Below are 17,212 nucleotides of genomic sequence, written 5' to 3'. Positions count from 1 at the left end.
GGTCAGAATGAGCGCACCGGAACCGCTGTCGGTCCTGCTCGTCGACGACCACGAGCTCATCCGGCAGGGGCTGGCGCGGGCGTTCGAGCGCAGCGAGGGATTCTCCGTCGTGGGCGAGGCCGGCTCGGTCAAGGAGGGCATCGCACTCGCCGAGGAGCTCGACCCCGCCGTCGTCGTGACCGACGTCCGGCTCCCCGACGGCACCGGGCTCGACCTGGTGCGCCACCTGCGCCAGGCCAGCGACACCGTGGGGATCGTGGTCCTCACCATGTACGCCGGCGACGACCAGCTGTTCGGTGCCCTCGAGGCCGGCGCCTCGGCATTCGTGGCCAAGGACTCCCCCAGCGACGACGTGATCGCCGCGGCCCGGCACGCCAGCGTCTCCCCGCGCTCCTTCGCCGCCGCGGACCTCGCCGGTGCCATGCGCCGGCGGCTCAGCCCCAGCGGGCCGCAGCTCTCGGCCCGCGAGACCGAGGTCCTCAAGCTCCTCGCCGAGGGGCTGGGGGTGGCCGCGATCTCGCGCCAGCTCTTCGTCTCGGAGTCAACGGCGAAGACGCACATCTCCAAGATCTACGAGAAGCTCGGCGCTGCCAACCGCGCCCAGGCGATCATGATCGCGATCCGGTCGGGGCTGCTCAGCGACGAGCCGCTCTGACGGGCGCAGGACCTCCGCCACACCCCGTCCGCAAGGCGTGCAGGCCCTAGTCACTTCGGGCTATCAGTCCCTGGCGAAACATCCAATCTGGGGCTTCATTTCCCGATTCTCCTGAATGTCCGATCTGCCCGTGATGAACTTTTTTCACACCGGGGTTACGTCTCGACCCTCAGACACACAGGGAGAACCGTCATGCAGCACCTCATCCAGCGCCTGATCAACCGTAAGGACGAGAACGGCGCGTCCGCCGTCGAGTACGGCCTGCTCGTGGCTGCGATCGCCGCGCTGATCGTCATCATCGTCTTCGCCCTCGGCGGCATCGTGAAGGAGGTGTTCCAGGACACCTGCGACACCATCAAGACCGAGGGCGCCGCCGGCGGTGCGAGCATCTCCAAGACCTGCAGCTGAGCCGGTTCCTCCTCGAGGCAGCGCCGTGACCGATTCACGTCAGCACCGGCGGGCCCCGGCCAGGAACGAGCGCGGCGCCTCCTCGGTCGAGTACGGGTTGATCGCCGTCGCGGTCGCCGCTCTCGTCACCGCGGTGGTCTTCGCACTCGGAGGAGTGGTCCAAGACCTCTTCAGCAGCTCGTGCGCCGAGATCGAGGCCCAAGCCTCGACCGCGAAGAGCTGCACCACCTGAGGTCGAGCCGACCGACACGAGACCCCTGCCCCTCCGGGTGCAGGGGTCTTGTGTCGTTCCTCGGGTGCGGCTCACTTGCCGCCCGCGGCGAGCGCCTCGGCCACCCCGCCCGACCGCCCGCCGACGACCCGGAGCCCGCAGGCGGCCGCCTCGAGGTAGACGATCCCGAACGCCTCGACCTCCAGCCCGAACCACCGGCTCCGGCTGGGCATCGCGAAGACGTCGCCCGCGTCGAGGTGGGCCGGGAGCTCGTCGTCCGGCACCTCGCCGGTCAGGACCACCGAGCCTTGCAACCCCCGGCGGGCGACCATCCGCTCGATCCTCCGCCGGTCGGGGCCGTCGCCCACGAGCAGCAGCACCGCGCCGGGGAACCGTTCGAGCAGCTCCGGCCAGATCCGCACGAGCGTGTCCTGCCCCTTGCGCCGGACCAGCCGCGAGACGCAGACGACCACCGGCGCGGCGGGGTCGATGCCCCAGGCCGCGCGCACCTCCGCGCCCCCCGCTCCCGGCCGGAACCGCTCCCGGTCCACCGTCGGGCTCAGCCGCCGCATCCGTGCGACGGCCCCGGGCGAGAGCGCTCTGGCGATCCGCTCGCGGCAGTAGTCGCTGACGTAGGTGAGCTCGTCGACCTCGTCGCCGATCCGCCGCAGCAGCCCGCGGAAGCCCGGCAGGGCCGCCCACCACACCTCGTGGCCGTGGGTGAGCGCGACGACCTGGCGGGCGCCGGCCCGGCGGAGCCGTGGTGCGAGCAACCCGAGCGGCGCGCTCGCACCGAACAGCACCCGGTCACACCCGTAGGCCCGGAGCGTGGTGGCGATCCGTTCACCGGCGGCCGGAGTCGGCAGCAGGACCCGGGCGGGGTCGCGGACCACCGGGAACGGCTGCTGGGCGTCGTACTCAGCGGCGCTGTCGGAGGTGGACGCGTGCACGACCACCTCGTCCGGCGGCACCTGGGCGCAGAGGTCCCGGACGAAGCTCTGGATGCCGCCGATGCGCGGGGGGAAGTCGTTGGTGACCACCAGCGTGCGGGTCACCCCCACTCCCCCCGCCCTTCGCGGAAGGCCTCGGCCAGCCCGAGCCGCTGGAGCACCGTCGGATGGCTGGAGAACCAGATCCGGGCCCACTCCGGCGGCGTCGGGTCGGCGAGCGACCGGATCGACAGCTGGCGCTGGACCGCCTCGAAGGCGTCCGGGTCGCCGGTCGCCACCAGCGCGGTGCGGTCGGCACGTGCCTCGATCGCCCGGCTGACGACGTTCTCGACCGGGCCGGACAGGAAGGTGCCCACGGCGAGGACCGCCACCAGCACGCCGGCCACGGCCGGGCCTCCGGCGGGACCGGCCCGGCTCCGCACCGCCCCCGTGTCGAGCAGCAGCGCCAGGGCGCAGACCGCGAGCACCGCCCCTGCGGCGCCGAGGGTCGTCCCCACGAGCACGTCCTGGTGGCGCACGTGGGCGAGCTCGTGGGCCACCACCGACATCGCCTGGTCCAGCGGCACCCCGTCGAGCAGGTTGTCGTAGACCACGATGCGGCGCGTGCCGCCGAGCCCGGAGACGTAGGCGTTGAGCGTGGTGGTGCGCCGCGAGGCGTCGGCGACCAGCACGTCCTCGACCTCGACGCCCTCACGCTCGGCGAGCTCGAGCGCCGCGGTGCGGAAGGGGCCGTCGGGCACCGGGGTGAACCGGTTGAACAGCGGCTCGACCAGCAGCGGGTAGGCGAACGAACCGCCCATGACCAGCGCGGCCGCCAGCGCGCCGGCGGGCAGGAACCACCGTCGTGGGAACCTGCGGGCCGTGGCGACGACCAGCAGCACCAGCAGCGACGTGGTGACCACCGAGACGCCCAGCCCGAGCGCCCGGTCGACCAGCCAGGCACCGGTCGGCTGGTCGGTGAGCCCGGCCTCGAGGTTGCGACGCCGGACCAGGTAGGCCAGCGGCGTCGTCGCCAGCCGGGCCGCGGTGAGCGCGACCAGCACCACGACCGGGGCCGCCAGCCACCACGGGAGCCGGCGCGCGACCGCCGTGGCGAGCCGACGGCCCCAGGGCGTCAACGCAAGGGCGCCGAGCACCAGTAGCGAGAGGGCGGTCGACGCCAGCCCGAGGGGGCGGACCACCGAGGCGTGGTCCTCGGCCCGGGCGAGCTCCTCCGCGCTGAAGACGTCCGTGGCGTCCACGGGGCGCAGCTCCGCGCCCGGGAGCCAGTCCCACGGCACCAGCACGGCGGCCGCCACGATCAGCACCAGCCCGGAGACGCCCGCCGCCACCCAGGCCGTACGCCGGTCGAGCCGCACGTCCTCCCGCCGGGCCCTGCTCTCGCGGGTCATCCGGCCAGCTCGTCGAGGTAGCTGCTCCACCGACGCTCGAACGCCCGCTCGGTCGTCCCGAGCACCTCGCGGAACGCCGCGCCCACGTCCCCGTCGCGGTCCGCCCGGCGGTAGAGCTCGAGGAGGGCGGCCTCGCCGTGCTCCTCCGCGACGAGCCTGGCCGCCAGCCATGCCGCCTCGTACCACGCCCCGAGCGCGTCGTCCCCGGCCTCGAACTCCGCCGGCCCCGGCAGCCGCTCGGGCGCGCCCTGTGCCCGCACGCGGCCGAGGATCTGGGCGGCGAGCACGTCGACGGACAGAGGGCTGTCGACCAGCGCGACGTAGTCGGCCACGCCCTCGGAGAGCCACAGCGGCGCGTCCGTCCGCACCGCTCCGAGCGCGACGTGCGCGGCCTCGTGGCTGAGCACGATCTGCTGGCCGCGCGGGCCGAGGGAGCCGTAGACGCCGGGGTTGACGAAGACGTGCACGGAGGCCTCCGCGCCGGTCGAGCCGTCGCTGGTCGCGGTGACCGCCGCGATCTGCTCGGCCGCGGCCTGGTCGAGCCCCGAGGCGAGCCGGAACGCGCCGACCGCCGGCGCTGCCTCGACCACCAGCGGCCCCTCCCACGTCGGGACGGTGCGCCGGACGGTGCGGACCGCGCGGGTTGCCTGGCGGACCAGCCTGGGCAGCTGCCCGCGGGGGCCGACGACCGTGACGTCACCGGCGGTGCGGCGGTCAAGGGGGCCGAGCAGCCACATCGGCACCCGGCCGTCGCCGCCGAGCCGCGCGGTCTCGAAGACCACCCGACCCTCGCTCCAGCTCGTCACCAGCGGGACGTCGACCGTCGAGAGGGTCGTGCCGCTCCCAGGCTGCCGCCAGGAGACCTGCACGTCGGAGACCCAGGCGTCGTCGCCGTAGCGCCGCTCCTCCGCCCGGTCGAGGTCGCGGTCGGCCCGGGACAGGTGACGCAGCTCGACGTCGTCGAGCCCCAGCGCGTCGACGGTGCCGACCAGCACCCGCAACTCCCGGCGGGCCCGCGCGTCGTCGGGCGCGGCGAGCGCCTCGGCGCGTGCCGGCGCGCCCCGGCGGAGGGCACGCTCGAGCTCGGTGACCAGGACTCCTGTGGCGGCGTCCCGGTCCTGGCTCGAGCCCGTGGACCGTGACCGGCCGAGCTCCGCCTGGCGCGGCTCGTCGCGGACGAGGACCACCGCGACCGCGGCGACCACGGCGAGGAGCACCAGCCCCGCCAGGAGGAGCGACCCCTGGCGGGGACGTGCGGTCGAGGTCACCGCCCCATCTTCACCGATGGGGTGCTCAGCCGGGTCGGACGGCTCCCGAGATCGGCATCGAGTCGACCGAGGTCACCTGGACGCCGGTCGAGGGGTTGGCGGCGTGGACCAGCTGGCCGTTGCCGATGTACATCCCGACGTGGCTGACCGGGCTGTAGTAGAAGACCAGGTCTCCGGGCTGGAGCGCGTCGATCGAGACCGGCGTGCCCGACCCCATCTGGGCCGAGCTCGAGTGCGGCAGCGAGACACCGGCGGCGGCCCAGGCGAACATCGTCAGCCCCGAGCAGTCGAAGGCGTCGGGACCGGTCGCGCCGTAGACGTAGGCGTCGCCGACCTGGGCCAGCGCCTGCTGGACCGCGGCGCCCGCCGACCCCGAGGCCGCGACCTCACCGACGACTGGCGACGCGCTGCGGCTCTCGCGCTGCTTCTCCTCGAGCCGCTCGAGGAGCGCCTCGGCCTCGTCGGCGCGGCGGTCGATCAGCTGCTTCTCCCCGGCGAGCTGCTCCTTGGTCGCGGCGATCTCCTTCGCCTGCTCCTCGGCGTCCTGCTCGCGCTCCCCGAGGGTGTCGACCTCGGCGGTCAGCTCGTCGATGACGGCGGCCTGCTGGGAGGTGTACTCGCTGATCGTCTGCATCTGGCCGATGAAGGCGTCGGGGTCCTCGGCGGTGGCCAGCTGGCCGGCCATCGAGATCGAGTCGCCCTGGTAGTAGGAGACGACCTGGGTCGCCACCACGCCGCGCAGCTCCTCGACGCGCTCCTCGCGCTCCTCGATGTCGTGCTGCAGCCGGTCGAGCCGCTTCTCCGCCTTCTGGAGCCGCAGCTTGGCGGTGTTGAACCGCTCCGACGCCTTCTCCGCACGGTGGTAGAGGTCGTCCGCGCGTGCGCGGACGTCGTCGATGTCAGGGTCCGCCACGCTGGGGCTGGCGGTGACCACGGAACCGCCCACCAGGGCGATGCAGAGGGTCGTGAGGGCAGCGGCAGTGCGCTTCCGGCCGTTCGTCACGAGCGGTCGTGCTCCTTTGTCCGACGCCTACCGGGTTAGCTGACGGGTTCGGGCGGCAAAGGGACGCCCTACGCACCTCGCGTCCGACCGGTCGGTCGGACGGGTTGGCACGATTCACCCCGGGGAAAGGTGGGTCCCCGGCTCCACGGCCCTGGACGGACACGTGAACTCGGCGTGGTGGCTGCGCCGACCCGTTGGCCGACTGCGACAACCACCTCCGACAGGTTAAGGAGAGCATCGGCGGAAGCCAAACCCGCCTAGAGCGGCGCGTCGTGTGCAGATCGCCACACTCCCGACCCTCCTCCTCCGTCCCCGCCCACGTCGGACCCGTTCACGTCGGACCCGTTCACGCGGTGGCGGAGTCGGGCGGCGTGGCGCTGTCCACCGGCGCCACCATCCGCAGCCGGGGCACCAGCCCGGAGCTCGCGAGGACGTCCAGCGCGCGCTGCTCCTCGTCGTCGAACCCGGTGTCCGGCGGCGGTCCGAGCAGCACGGTCACCACGCAGTCGTGGCAGGCGAGACCGCGCACCGCGCAGCTGTCACAGTCGATGATCATGCTCACTTGGCCCTCCATCAGGTCGGTGCCCCGGATGCTGCCGGGCGCCGCCGACAAAACCGCGAGGGCGGCTCAGCCGCGGCGGGCGAGCAGCGCCGCGAGGGCCGCGGAGGCGACCACCCGGAACCCGGCGGCCTCGACGTCCCGGGCCACTGCCTGGTCGCTCGACGCGACCACCACGGCCCGCCCCCGGGGTTCGGCGGCGACGATGTCGCGGATCACGTCGTCGGCGATCACGCCGAACGGGCTGAACAGCACGCGCACCCCCCGTGGGGCGGCCACCGGCGGCCGGCTGGCGCTCTCCGCGGCGTCGAAGACCAGCGTCAGCTCGCAGCCGGTGCGCGACCGCAGGGCGGCCGCCCCCGAGAGCAGCCGCTCCCGCTGCCGGGCGAGCGAGAGGTCGGGCCAGGACTGCTTCGTGACGTTGTAGCCGTCGACGACCAGGTGCGCCCGGGGCAGCCGCAGCAGCTCCTCGAGCAGGGCGGGGTCCTCCACCGGCAACGACCCCCGTCCGGAGGAGACCCGGGTGCCCTCCTCCGCGTGCACGGCGGCCACCGTGTCGGCCGGCAGCCGGTCGATCGCGGGGAGCCCGAGCTCGCGCCGGAGCCCGAGCGCGCTGTCCACGAGGGCGTCGAGGAGGAGCCGGGCCCGCTGGTTCTCGGTGGCCTTGCCGGCCCGCTCGGTGCGGCGTACCGATCCGAGCTGCTGCTCGAGCTCGACCACCCTCGCCCGGAGCCGCCGCAGCTCGGCCGCCGCGTCCGCCTGCCGGCGCTCGGCCGCCGCGACCGCCTCCTCGACCTCCCCCTTGAGCGCGGCGTGCTGCTCCTGGGCCTCCCGCACCCGGACCCGGGCGTCGCCCAGCTTGCGGCGGACCTCGGCGTTCTCCGTCTTGAGCCGCTGGACCTCCTCCTTGTGCCGGCGGCGAAGCTCGCGGAGCTCCTCGTCCGCGGCCTCCAGCCGCCGTCGGGCGCGGTCGGCGGCCTCCCTGTCGGGGCCCGCGCCGGCACCGCGGCCGGCCTGCTCCTCCGCGACCGCGCCCAGGGCGGCGACCAGCGCCCTCCAGCCCGGCGGGCGGAGGAGGTAGGCCGCCGCGGCGGTCGCCAGGGCGTCCGGGCCCGTCGAACCACCGCCGGAGAGCGCGGACGCGAGCTCGGGCACCAGCGCCTCGACCTGCACCGCGAGCCGCTCCCGGAACTCCTCGTCGCTCTCGACGACGGCGATGATCTGGTTCCCCGCCAGCCGCGCCCGCCTCGCCGGGGCGAACGTCGCCACCTTCTTCAACGGCGGGGGCAGGTGCTCCACGGGGACCTGGCCGAGGGCCTGGGCGGCGAGCGCCGTCACCCGGGCGCGGACCGCTTCGGGGAGCACGGCACCGTCCACGGCACCGTCCACGGCACCGTCCACGGCACCGTCCACGGCACCGTCCACGGCACCGTCCACGGCACCGTCGTCGGTGCCGTCGGAGGGGCCGCTCACGGGCCGGACGGATCAGGGTCCGCCCGCGAGACCACCTCGATGGCGTCGGAGCGGCCGCACCACCGGCAGGTCACCTGCTCGACGACCTCGGCCTCCACCTTGGTGTCCTCGACGGTGTGGCCGCCGGCCAGGTCGAAGTGCCAGAACTCGGTGGTCCTGCGGTGGCGCGTGACGTCGAACCGGGTCAGGTTGCCGCAGCCGCCGCAGCGCCACCGCGAGCTCGCGTCGGGCAGGGACACCGCCACCGACACCACTCCTCGCTCGCTCGGTCACCACCCCGGGGGGCTGCTGTCAGCCACACCCTAGTGCGAGGCCCCCAGTGCCGCCCCGCGTGGCGGAGCCGCCTTGTCGGTGCGCGCCTCTAGCGTCTCGGGGCATGACGCAGACGTCGAGTGCGCCGCCCCGGGAGCCGGCGCAGGCAGCCCTCCACGACGCCCGCTGGGAGAGCCAGCGGAGCTTCGACGAGCTCGGCCGGCCGCTGCGCGACACGACCTTCTGCGTCCTCGACCTGGAGACCACCGGCGGCTCGGCCGCGGGCGGCTCGATGATCACCGAGGTCGGCGCGGTGAAGGTCCGCGGGGGCGAGGTGCTCGGGGAGTTCCAGACCCTGGTGAACCCCCACCGGGCGATCCCGGCCTTCATCGCCGTCCTCACCGGCATCACCGACTCGATGGTGGCGGCGGCCCCGCCGATCGAGCAGGTGCTCCCCCAGCTCCTGGAGTTCGCCGCGGGCAGCGTGCTGGTCGCCCACAACGCCCCTTTCGACGTGGGGTTCCTCAAGCACTTCGCCGCCGAGCAGGGGCGGCCGTGGCCCCGGTTCGAGGTGCTCGACACCGCCGTGCTCGCCCGCCGCCTGGTCACGCGCGACGAGTCGCCCAACCACAAGCTCGCCTCCCTGGCCCGCGTGTTCGGCTCGACGACCGTGCCCAACCACCGCGCGCTCTCCGACGCGCGGGCGACGGTCGACGTCCTCCACGGGATGATCGAGCGGCTCGGCAACCTCGGGGTGCACACCCTGGAGGAGCTCCAGACCTTCAGCGCCCGGGTGTCGCAGGCTCAGCGCCGCAAGCGCCACCTGGCCGAGCACCTCCCCCATGCGCCTGGCGTCTACCTCTTCCGCGACGCCCAGTCGCGGGTGCTCTACGTCGGCACCTCCAAGGATCTCCGCACCCGGGTGCGGACCTACTTCACCGCCTCGGAGACCCGCTCCCGGATGGGCCACATGGTGACGCTGGCCGACCGGGTCGAGGGGATCGAGTGCGCGACACCGCTCGAGGCCGGCGTGCGGGAGCTGCGGCTGATCGCGGAGCACAAGCCGAAGTTCAACCGGCGCTCGCGGTTCCCGGAGCGCGTCCACTGGGTCAAGCTCACGCGGGAGCCGTGGCCCCGGCTCGCGCTGGTGCGCCGCGTCCTGGACGACGGTGCCGACTACCTCGGCCCCTTCGGCTCGCGCACGGTCGCCGAGCGTGCCGTAGCCGCGCTCCACGAGACCTTCCCGGTCCGGCAGTGCGGCGGCCGGATGCCGCGCACCCCGCGGATGACCGCCTGCGCCCTCGCCGAGATGGGGCGCTGCCTGTCGCCGTGCGACGCGAGCGCCACCCCGGAGGCGTACGCCGCCCTCGTCGACCGGGTCCGCTCCGCCGCCACCGGGTCACCGGCCCCGGTCGTCGAGGCGCTCCAGCGGCGGATGGACGCGCTGGCCGCCGAGGAGCGCTACGAGGACGCCGGGCGCCACCGCGACCGGCTGTCCGCCTTCCTCCGCGGGGCGGCCCGCACCCAGCGGCTGGTGGGGCTGACCCGCTGCCCCGAGCTGGTCGCGGCGCGGAAGGAGGACGGCCGGTGGGCGGTCCACGTCATCCGCCACGGCCGGCTCGCCGCGGCCGGGACCATCCCGCCCGGCGCCGACGCGTCGCTGTGGGTCCTCGAGCTGCGCGCCCAGGCGGAGACCGTCGTGCCCACCCCGGGACCGCTCCCGGCGTCGACCGCGGAGGAGGCCGAGCTGCTGCTCCGGTGGTTGGAGTCCGACGGCGTCCGGCTGGTCCACGTCGACGGCGAGTGGAGCTGCCCGGTCGGCGGCGCCACGCGTCAGCTCGCGCTCCACGACGCCGTCGAGGCCAGTCGGCGCACCCTCGTGCAGTTCGACGGCTGAGCCGCGTGCCCTGCGGCGGTCGATTAGGTTGGCGCCATGATCACCGCCATCGTCTTCGTCAACGCCGAGGTTGCCCGGATCCCCGAGGTGGCGGAGGAGATCGCCGGGCTCGAGGGCGTCAGCGAGGTCTACAGCGTCACCGGCCAGATCGACCTCATCGCGATGGTCCGCGTCCACCGCCACGAGGAGATCGCCTCGGTCGTCGCCGACCGGATCAACAAGGTGCCCGGCGTGACCGAGACCGAGACCCACATCGCGTTCCGCACCCACTCCCGCCACGACCTGGAGGCCGCCTTCTCGCTGGGGCTCGACTGACGATCTCGACCGTTCCGCCCGATCCGTCCGCCTTTCTCGCTTACATTCGAGAGGTCGGTCGTCGGGAAGGAAGCGCGTCGGTGAGCAGGTCGTTCCGCCTCGCGGCGTGGGTCTTCCTCGGCACGATGCTCGTGCAGGCGGCCTGGGTCCTCGCGGTGCCGCCGTTCCGGGGCATCGACGAGTTCGACCACGTCTACCGCGCCGCGTCGGTCGCCGACGGCCACTGGATGCCCTCGGGAGAGGTGCCGGACGACGGTCGCGGTGAGCTGGTGTACGTCTCCCCCGGCATCGTGCGGGACGCCGGCCCCGCCTGCTCTGCGCTGCAGTACACCGGGCCCGACAACTGCAACCCGGCAGAGGTGCTCGACCAAGGGGTCGTGAGCGTCGGCAGCGGTGCCGCTCGCTACAACCCGGCCTTCTACTTCGTCGTCGGCTTCGCCGCCCAGCCGTTCGACGGCGCCCCGGCGATGTACGTGATGCGCGCGGTCAACGCACTCCTCTGCTCCCTGCTGCTCGCGGCCGGCGTCTGGGCCACGAGCCGCTGGGCCCGCACCCGGTGGCCGCTCGTGGCGCTCCTCGGCGTCGTCACGCCGGTCGCCGTGTACTCCACCTCCGTCCCGGGGCCGAACGGCGTCGAGATGTGCGGCGCGGTCGGGCTCTGGACCTGCCTGCTCGGGATGGGCCGCGTCGACGCGGCGACCCGCCGGCGCCTGCTCGTCGTGGGCGCCGCCTGCGCCGTCCCGCTGACCCTGGTGCGCGGGCTCGGCCCGCTCTGGCTGGCCACGGTCGTCATCGTGGCGTGGGTCCACGTCGGGCCGCGACGCACCTTCACGCTCCTGCGCGAGGTGCCCCGCACCGCCCTGGGCTGCGTGCTGGCGCTGGCCGCCGTGGGTGTCGCAGCCGTCGGCTGGATCGTCGGTGTCGACTCCCTCGCCCCGGAGAACGCGGCCCCGGGAGGGAACCCGGTGGTGGAGACGCTGCGCCAGGTGCCCGCGTGGTTCCTGCAGTCGCTGGCGGCGTTCCCGCTGCGCAACGAGGCGGCCCCGATGGTCGTCTACGCGACGGCCGGCCTCGCCCTCCTCGGGCTCCTCGGGCTCGCGGTGCGCCAGGCCGACCGGCGCGGGCGCCTCGAGCTGCTGTTCGCCTTCGCGTCGGCGCTGACCGTGCCGGTGCTCCTCACCGTGCTGACCTACGAGACGGCGGGCGTGATCTGGCAGGGCCGCTACGGCTGGCCGCTGTCGATGGGGGTCGTGCTGCTCGCCGGCGCGCTCCTCGACCGCCGTCCGCCCGCACACCCGCTCGTGGTGCCCGGGCTGGTGACCGGCGCGGTGATGTGGGGCGTGGCCCACGTCGTCTCCGTGACCGACCTCGCGATCGATGAGGGGAAGGGAGTCCTGGGCGACCACCCGGCATGGTGGACGCTCCCTCCGTGGACGCTGGCCGCGCTCACGGTGGCAGGGCTGGCCTGCTGGTGGCGCGCCGCTACCGCGGAGCTCCCCAACGAATCTTCTCGAATCGCCCACAGCGGACAAACGCTCGCTTTACTCTCGACAGGTGACCGCTGACCGTGTCCCGCCCCGGGTGCTGGTGATCGTCCCGGCGCTCAACGAGGGCGCCTCGGTCGGCGCCGTCGTCACCGAGATCCGGCGGACGAATCCCGGCGTCGACGTGCTCGTCGTCGACGACGGGTCGGTGGACGCCACCGGAGAGGTGGCCCGCGCGGCGGGCGCCGCCGTCTGCCGGCTCCCCTTCAACCTCGGCGTCGGCGGTGCGATGCGCACCGGCTACCGGTGGGCGCTCGAGCAGGGGTACGACGTCGCGGTGCAGGTTGACGCGGACGGCCAGCACGACCCGGCGTACCTCTCGACGCTGGTCTCCCGGCTCGACACCGCCGACGTGGTCATCGGCGCCCGCTTCGCGGGGGTGGGGCAGTACGAGGTGCGCGGCCCCCGGCGCTGGGCGATGGCCCTGCTCGCCCCGGTGCTCAGCTGGCTGGCCGGGACCCGGCTCACCGACGTGACCAGCGGCTACCGCGCGGCGAACCGGCGGGCGCTCCAGGTGTTCGCCACCCACTACCCCACCGAGTACCTCGGCGACACGGTCGAGTCGCTGGTGATCGCGTTGCGGACCGGGTGCACGATCCGGCAGGTGCCGGTCGAGATGCGGCTCCGCACCCACGGCTCGCCCAGCCAGAACCCGCTGCGCGCCTCGGCGTACCTCGTCAGGGTCGTCTCCGCGCTCCTGCTCGCCCTGGTGCGCCCCTGGCCGCTGCCGGCGACGGCGGAGGCGACGGCGTGAACGCCGAGGTCGTGCTCGGGCTCCTCGGCGGTGCGGTGACCCTCGGCGTGCTGCTCGAGCTGCTGCGCCGCCGTCGGCTCCGCGAGAAGTACGCGCTGTTCTGGGTCGTGGTGGCGCTCCTCACCATCCTCGTCGCCGCCTTCCCCGTGCTCCTCCACACCGCGGCCGACCTGCTCGGCGTCGAGGTGCCCTCGAACCTGCTCTTCTTCGTCGCGAGCATGGTGCTGATGGTGGTCTCCATCCAGCACAGCCACGAGCTCGGCCGGCTCGAGGAGCGCACCCGCACCCTCGCCGAGGAGGTCGCCCTGCTGCACCTGCGGCTCGACCTCCAGGACGCACCGGCGCCCACCGAGACCGCCCCGGAGCGCCGATGACCGCCGGTCAGCCGCTCGACATCCTCATGCCGTTCTACGGCGAGATCGGGCTGATGCAGGAGGCGGTGCGGAGCATCCTCGCCCAGGACCACGAGGGTTGGCGGCTCACGGTCGTCGACGACGGGACCCCCGGCCCGGTGGCCGAGTGGTTCGGCTCCCTCGACGACGAGCGCGTCACCTACCTCCGCAACGAGACGAACCTCGGGGCGAACGCCAACTACCGCAAGGCGCTCGGCCTCGCCCAGGGCAGCCACGTCGTGATGATGGGCGCCGACGACGTCATGCTGCCCGGGTACGTGCGGAGCGTCCTCGCGGTCCTCGAGCAGTACCCGGAGGCCTCGGTCGTCCAGCCCGGGGTCGAGGTGGTCGACGAGGACGGCCGCGTCAGCCGCCCGCTCGGCGATCTCGTGAAGCGGCGCCTGCAGCCCAAGGGGGCCGCCCCGGTCGCGATGGCCGGCGAGGCGCTCGCCGCCAGCCTGCTGCTCGGGAACTGGACCTACTTCCCCTCGCTGTGCTGGCGCACCGACGTGATCCGCCGGATCGGCTTCCGCCCCGACTTCCACGTCGTCCAGGACCTCGCGCTGCTGATGGACATCGTGCTCGACGGTGGCGTCCTGGTGTTCGCGCCCGAGGTCGCGTTCCAGTACCGCCGGCACCGCTCGAGCGACTCCAGCCTGAAGTCGGTGACCGGCTACCGCTTCGCCGAGGAGGCCGCGCTCTTCGGGGTGATGGCCGACGCCTGCCGCGACCGTGGCTGGCCCCGTGCCGCCCGCGCGGCCCGGCTCCACCTCACCTCACGGCTGCACGCCGTCGGGATGGTGCCGCGCGCGCTGCAGGCAGGGCAGCACGCCCCCGCCCGGGCGCTGCTGCGCCACGCCTTCGCGATCCCCGCCTGAGCCCTCCGGCTCAGCCCGCCGCCAGCTCCGCGCTCACCGAGACGAGCCGCTCGAGCACGGCCTTGGCCGCACCGCTGTCGATCGCCGCCTCGGCGCGCTCGATGCCTGCCCGGAGCAGCTCGACGGGGTCACCCTCGCCGCCGTCGTAGACCGCCAGCGCGGCGCCGGTGTTGAGCAGCACCGCCTCTCGCACCCGCCCCGGCTCGCCGGCGAGGACCCGCCGGACGACGTCGGCGTTGTGCGCGGCGTCGCCGCCGGTCAGGTCACCGGGATGCGACCGCATCAGGCCGACCTCCTCGGGGGCGACCAGGGCCTCGGTCACCTCCCCACCACGGACCACCCAGACGCGCGACGTGGTGGTCGTCGTGAGCTCGTCGAGCCCGTCGTCGCCGCGGAAGACCCAGGCGTCCGCCCCGCGGCGGGCGAACACGCCGGCCATCGTGGGCGCCATCCGGAGGTCGGCGCAGCCGATCGCCTGCGCCTCCGGACGAGCCGGGTTGGCCAGCGGTCCGAGGAAGTTGAACGTCGTGCCGATCCCCAGCTCCCGCCGCGGCACCGCGGCGTGCCGGAGCGCGGGGTGGAACACCGGGGCGAACGCGAACGTGACCCCGGTCCGGGCCGCCAGCTCTCCGACCTTGGCCACGGGGAGGTCGAGCCGCACACCGAGCGCCTCCAGGACGTCGGCAGAACCGGACTTCGAGCTCGCCGAGCGGTTGCCGTGCTTGGCCACCCGGGCACCGGCGCCGGCGGCCACCAGCGCCGACATCGTCGAGATGTTGACCGACATCGAGCGGTCGCCACCGGTGCCGACGATGTCGAGCCACCGGCCCTCGAGCGGCAGCGGCAGCGCGTGCGCGTACATCGCGTCCACGAGCCCCGCGAGCTCCTCGGTGGTCTCGCCCTTGGTCCTCAGCGCGACCGCGAAGCCGGCGATCTGCGAGGGGGTGGCCTCGCCGCCGAGGATCTGCCCCATCGCCCAGGCGGCCTGCGCGTCGGTCAGGTCCGCGCGGGCGGTCAGGGCGGCGAGGACCTCCGGCCAGCTGGCCGCCATCAGCTCGTGGGCACGCGCTCGCGCAGCAGCCGGACGACCACCTCGGCGATCTGCATCGGGTCGATCGGGTGCATCACCGCGGCGTCGGCCCGCGACCAGGTCGCCAGCCAGGCGTCCTGCGGCCGCCCGGTGAGCACCAGCAGCGGCGGGCAGTCGTAGACCTCGTCCTTGAGCTGACGGGCGATGCCCATCCCGCCGGCGGGGACCGCCTCGCCGTCGAGGATCGCGAGGTCGATGGAGCCGGTGTCCATGTGCTGGATCACCATCGGCTCGGTGGCCACCTCGACGTACTCCACCGTCGGGAAGTCGGGGTGCGGCCGCCGCCCGAGCGCCGTCATCACGTCGCTGCGGACACGGGCGTCGTCGCTGTAGACGAGCACCGTCAGGGGCTTCGGGGAGCGGTTGGCCTCGGTCACGGGCCGCATGTTACTCGGCTGCCGGCACCCGGCGGCCTCCGGCGTCGGCCTGCGCGGAACGGTCCGGGTCGGGCTCGGGGCCACCCAGCCGGTTCTGACGGTCCTGCCGCTCCTGGCGCTCGAGGCGGTCGAGCCGGCGGTCCTCGCGCTCGGCCTCCCGCATGGAGGAGCGGACCCACTGCGCGAAGAGCGCCATGAAGAAGATCAGCCCGACCACGTCACCGGTGCCCCACAGGATCCCGCCGGCGAGGTGCTGGTCGTCCATCGGGTCCGGGAGCCAGTCCAGCCCCAGCCCCCGGAAGTGGTCCTCGGCGATCAACGCGTCCTGGTTCATGATCGTCACGCCCAGGAATGCGTGGAACGGCAGCGTCAGCACCATCAGCAGCATCCGGAACGGGTAGGCGACGCGCCCGGGCACCGGGTCGACCCCCACGAGCGGCCACAGGAAGAGCGCGCCGGTGGCGACCAGGTGCAGGTGGGTCATCTCGTGGACGTACGTCGACTCCGCGGACGCCGGGTACCAGGCGCTGAAGTAGAGCACCCACGGGCTGAGCACGAAGAGCAGGAAGGCCAACGGTGGGAACGAGAGCACCTTCACCGGTGTGGAGTGCACCACGGCCAGCAGCCACCGCCGGGGGCGCGCGGGGAGGGTGCGCAGCGCCAGCGTCACCGGGGCCCCGAGCGCCAGCGCCAGCGGCGTGACCATCGTCAGGATCATGTGCTGCACCATGTGGACGCTCAGCATCACGTTGTCGTAGGCACCGAGCCCCGACATGGTGGCGAACGCGAAGGAGCCCATGCCGAGCACCACGAAGCTGATCGTGCGGCCAACGGGCCACCGGTCCCCGCGGGCGCGAAGCACGCGGACCCCGACGAGGTAGGCGCCGGCGACCCAGATCGTCAGGATCGTGGCGACCGGGTCGATGCCGGCCTCGGTGACGATCCGGCCGAGGTCGAAGGGGGGAAGGGCGGGCGTGGAGCCGTCCGCCGTACGCAGCAGCACGGCCCCAGGGTAGGTCGCGGCTGTGAGGCGTCAGGGGGCCTGCGACGTATGGTGAACGACATGACTGCCGTTGCCAGGGGGTCGGGGTGCCGATCCGGGGGGATGCAGACATAATGGCGCCCGTGGCGACCTCAACTGCTGTCATCCCTGCGTCCCGGCTGCACGGGCACCACGACCGTCCCAGCATGGTCAGCGTGGGGACGATCGTCTGGCTGGCCTCGGAGCTGATGTTCTTCGCGGCGCTCTTCGCGGCGTACTTCACGATCCGCTCCGTGTCGCCCGAGCTGTGGGCCCAGGACACCGCGCTGCTCAACGTGCCGTTCGCCACCGGCAACACGATCATCCTCGTGCTCAGCTCGGTGACCTGCCAGCTCGGCGTCTTCGCCGCCGAGCGCGGTCAGGTGGGTCGCACGGGCAGCGTGCTGAACGTGGGGGGCTGGGGGCTGCGCGAGTGGTTCATCCTCACCTACGTCATGGGTGCGGTCTTCATCGGCGGCCAGGCGCTGGAGTACGCCGAGCTGGTGCACGAAGGCGTGACGCTCGCCTCCTCGGCGTACGGCTCGATGTTCTACCTGACCACCGGGTTCCACGGCCTCCACGTGACCGGCGGGCTCATCGCCTTCCTCTACGTCCTCGGCCGCACCTACCTGGCCCGCAAGTTCACGCACGAGCAGGCCGTGACGGCGATCGTGGTGTCGTACTACTGGCACTTCGTCGACGTCGTCTGGATCGGGCTGTTCGCGACGATCTACCTGCTCAAGTGACCCATCCGACCCCCGCCGCCCGCCGAAC

General features: G+C 73.7%; 20 protein-coding genes and 1 riboswitch. Of the genes, 10 read left to right on the top strand and 10 right to left on the bottom strand.

Annotation, left to right across the window (positions count from 1 at the left end):
• Positions 1-7 precede the first annotated feature (7 nt).
• The 3 genes from FIP57_RS18675 (at position 8) to FIP57_RS18665 (ending at position 1,295) form a co-directional block, all read left to right on the top strand.
• Entirely contained in the window at positions 8-655 is a 648-nt protein-coding gene (locus FIP57_RS18675) for a response regulator (RefSeq protein ID WP_148575065.1), read from the top strand.
• A gap of 192 nt (positions 656-847) precedes the next feature.
• The gene (locus FIP57_RS18670; RefSeq protein ID WP_148575064.1) at positions 848-1,063 is read left to right on the top strand and encodes a Flp family type IVb pilin; all 216 of its coding nucleotides are present in this window, start codon (positions 848-850) and stop codon (positions 1,061-1,063) included.
• Positions 1,064-1,088: 25 nt separating this feature from the next.
• Positions 1,089-1,295 (top strand): Flp family type IVb pilin, encoded by a 207-nt coding sequence (locus FIP57_RS18665; RefSeq protein ID WP_148575063.1) that lies wholly within the window; start codon positions 1,089-1,091, stop codon positions 1,293-1,295.
• A gap of 71 nt (positions 1,296-1,366) precedes the next feature.
• Here the strand turns inward: FIP57_RS18665 and FIP57_RS18660 are convergent, their stop codons facing one another.
• From FIP57_RS18660 to FIP57_RS18635, 7 genes are all read right to left on the bottom strand, one after another.
• A complete protein-coding gene (locus FIP57_RS18660) occupies positions 1,367-2,329 on the bottom strand; it encodes a glycosyltransferase family 4 protein (protein ID WP_148575062.1) in 963 nt (320 codons plus the stop codon).
• Positions 2,326-3,615, bottom strand: a complete 1,290-nt coding sequence (locus FIP57_RS18655; RefSeq protein WP_162529865.1) for a M48 family metallopeptidase — start codon at positions 3,613-3,615, stop codon at positions 2,326-2,328. Before FIP57_RS18655 ends, FIP57_RS18660 begins: the two co-directional genes overlap by 4 nt.
• The gene (locus tag FIP57_RS23365) at positions 3,612-4,883 is read right to left on the bottom strand and encodes a hypothetical protein (protein WP_162529864.1); all 1,272 of its coding nucleotides are present in this window, start codon (positions 4,881-4,883) and stop codon (positions 3,612-3,614) included. The genes FIP57_RS18655 and FIP57_RS23365 overlap by 4 nt, the downstream gene beginning before the upstream one ends.
• Positions 4,884-4,908: 25 nt before the next feature.
• Entirely contained in the window at positions 4,909-5,886 is a 978-nt protein-coding gene (locus tag FIP57_RS18650; RefSeq protein ID WP_238993588.1) for a C40 family peptidase, read from the bottom strand.
• A 9-nt stretch (positions 5,887-5,895) separates the two neighbouring features.
• Positions 5,896-6,071: riboswitch (cyclic di-AMP (ydaO/yuaA leader) on the bottom strand.
• Positions 6,072-6,232: 161 nt separating this feature from the next.
• Complete coding sequence (locus FIP57_RS18645) at positions 6,233-6,442, bottom strand: hypothetical protein (protein ID WP_148575143.1); 210 nt, start codon at positions 6,440-6,442, stop codon at positions 6,233-6,235.
• 72 nt (positions 6,443-6,514) lie between these two features.
• Positions 6,515-7,918: an NYN domain-containing protein gene (locus FIP57_RS18640; RefSeq protein ID WP_238993587.1), complete on the bottom strand. Its 1,404-nt coding sequence runs from the start codon at positions 7,916-7,918 to the stop codon at positions 6,515-6,517.
• Positions 7,915-8,163 (bottom strand): hypothetical protein, encoded by a 249-nt coding sequence (locus FIP57_RS18635; protein WP_148575060.1) that lies wholly within the window; start codon positions 8,161-8,163, stop codon positions 7,915-7,917. Before FIP57_RS18635 ends, FIP57_RS18640 begins: the two co-directional genes overlap by 4 nt.
• Positions 8,164-8,294: 131 nt before the next feature.
• Here FIP57_RS18635 and FIP57_RS18630 point away from each other — a divergent pair, with 131 nt between their 5' ends.
• The 6 genes from FIP57_RS18630 to FIP57_RS18605 all read left to right on the top strand — a co-directional run bounded on the left by FIP57_RS18630 (position 8,295) and on the right by FIP57_RS18605 (position 13,950).
• Positions 8,295-10,067, top strand: coding sequence for a DEDD exonuclease domain-containing protein (locus FIP57_RS18630; protein ID WP_148575059.1), 1,773 nt, complete (start codon positions 8,295-8,297; stop codon positions 10,065-10,067).
• Between the two features lie 36 nt (positions 10,068-10,103).
• Entirely contained in the window at positions 10,104-10,382 is a 279-nt protein-coding gene (locus FIP57_RS18625; RefSeq protein ID WP_148575058.1) for an Lrp/AsnC family transcriptional regulator, read from the top strand.
• A gap of 80 nt (positions 10,383-10,462) precedes the next feature.
• Positions 10,463-11,947, top strand: a complete 1,485-nt coding sequence (locus tag FIP57_RS24155) for a DUF2142 domain-containing protein (RefSeq protein ID WP_148575057.1) — start codon at positions 10,463-10,465, stop codon at positions 11,945-11,947.
• A complete protein-coding gene (locus FIP57_RS18615) occupies positions 11,937-12,680 on the top strand; it encodes a glycosyltransferase family 2 protein (protein ID WP_238993586.1) in 744 nt (247 codons plus the stop codon). The genes FIP57_RS24155 and FIP57_RS18615 overlap by 11 nt, the downstream gene beginning before the upstream one ends.
• On the top strand, positions 12,677-13,054 hold the full coding sequence (locus FIP57_RS18610) for a DUF2304 domain-containing protein (protein WP_148575055.1): 378 nt from the start codon (positions 12,677-12,679) through the stop codon (positions 13,052-13,054). Before FIP57_RS18615 ends, FIP57_RS18610 begins: the two co-directional genes overlap by 4 nt.
• Positions 13,051-13,950 (top strand): glycosyltransferase family 2 protein, encoded by a 900-nt coding sequence (locus FIP57_RS18605; protein ID WP_148575054.1) that lies wholly within the window; start codon positions 13,051-13,053, stop codon positions 13,948-13,950. The genes FIP57_RS18610 and FIP57_RS18605 overlap by 4 nt, the downstream gene beginning before the upstream one ends.
• Positions 13,951-13,960: 10 nt before the next feature.
• On the opposite strand, the gene trpD is transcribed toward FIP57_RS18605, so the two are convergent.
• Genes trpD through FIP57_RS18590 form a run of 3 tightly spaced genes read right to left on the bottom strand, consistent with a single transcriptional unit; the run spans position 13,961 to position 16,420 of the window.
• A complete protein-coding gene (trpD, locus tag FIP57_RS18600) occupies positions 13,961-15,001 on the bottom strand; it encodes an anthranilate phosphoribosyltransferase (protein ID WP_148575053.1) in 1,041 nt (346 codons plus the stop codon).
• On the bottom strand, positions 15,001-15,417 hold the full coding sequence (locus FIP57_RS18595) for an Rv3143 family two-component system response regulator (protein ID WP_238993585.1): 417 nt from the start codon (positions 15,415-15,417) through the stop codon (positions 15,001-15,003). Before FIP57_RS18595 ends, trpD begins: the two co-directional genes overlap by 1 nt.
• 10 nt (positions 15,418-15,427) lie before the next feature.
• A complete protein-coding gene (locus FIP57_RS18590) occupies positions 15,428-16,420 on the bottom strand; it encodes a cytochrome c oxidase assembly protein (RefSeq protein ID WP_238993584.1) in 993 nt (330 codons plus the stop codon).
• Positions 16,421-16,533: 113 nt separating this feature from the next.
• Here FIP57_RS18590 and ctaE point away from each other — a divergent pair, with 113 nt between their 5' ends.
• A complete protein-coding gene (gene ctaE / locus FIP57_RS18585) occupies positions 16,534-17,184 on the top strand; it encodes an aa3-type cytochrome oxidase subunit III (RefSeq protein WP_148575051.1) in 651 nt (216 codons plus the stop codon).
• The last annotated feature ends 28 nt before the right edge of the window (positions 17,185-17,212 follow it).

The organism is Nocardioides caldifontis, from assembly GCF_008087345.1.
In the GTDB taxonomy this organism is placed as follows: Bacteria; Actinomycetota; Actinomycetes; order Propionibacteriales; family Nocardioidaceae; genus Marmoricola_A; species Marmoricola_A caldifontis.
This window is presented reverse-complemented; position numbering and strand designations above follow the sequence as displayed.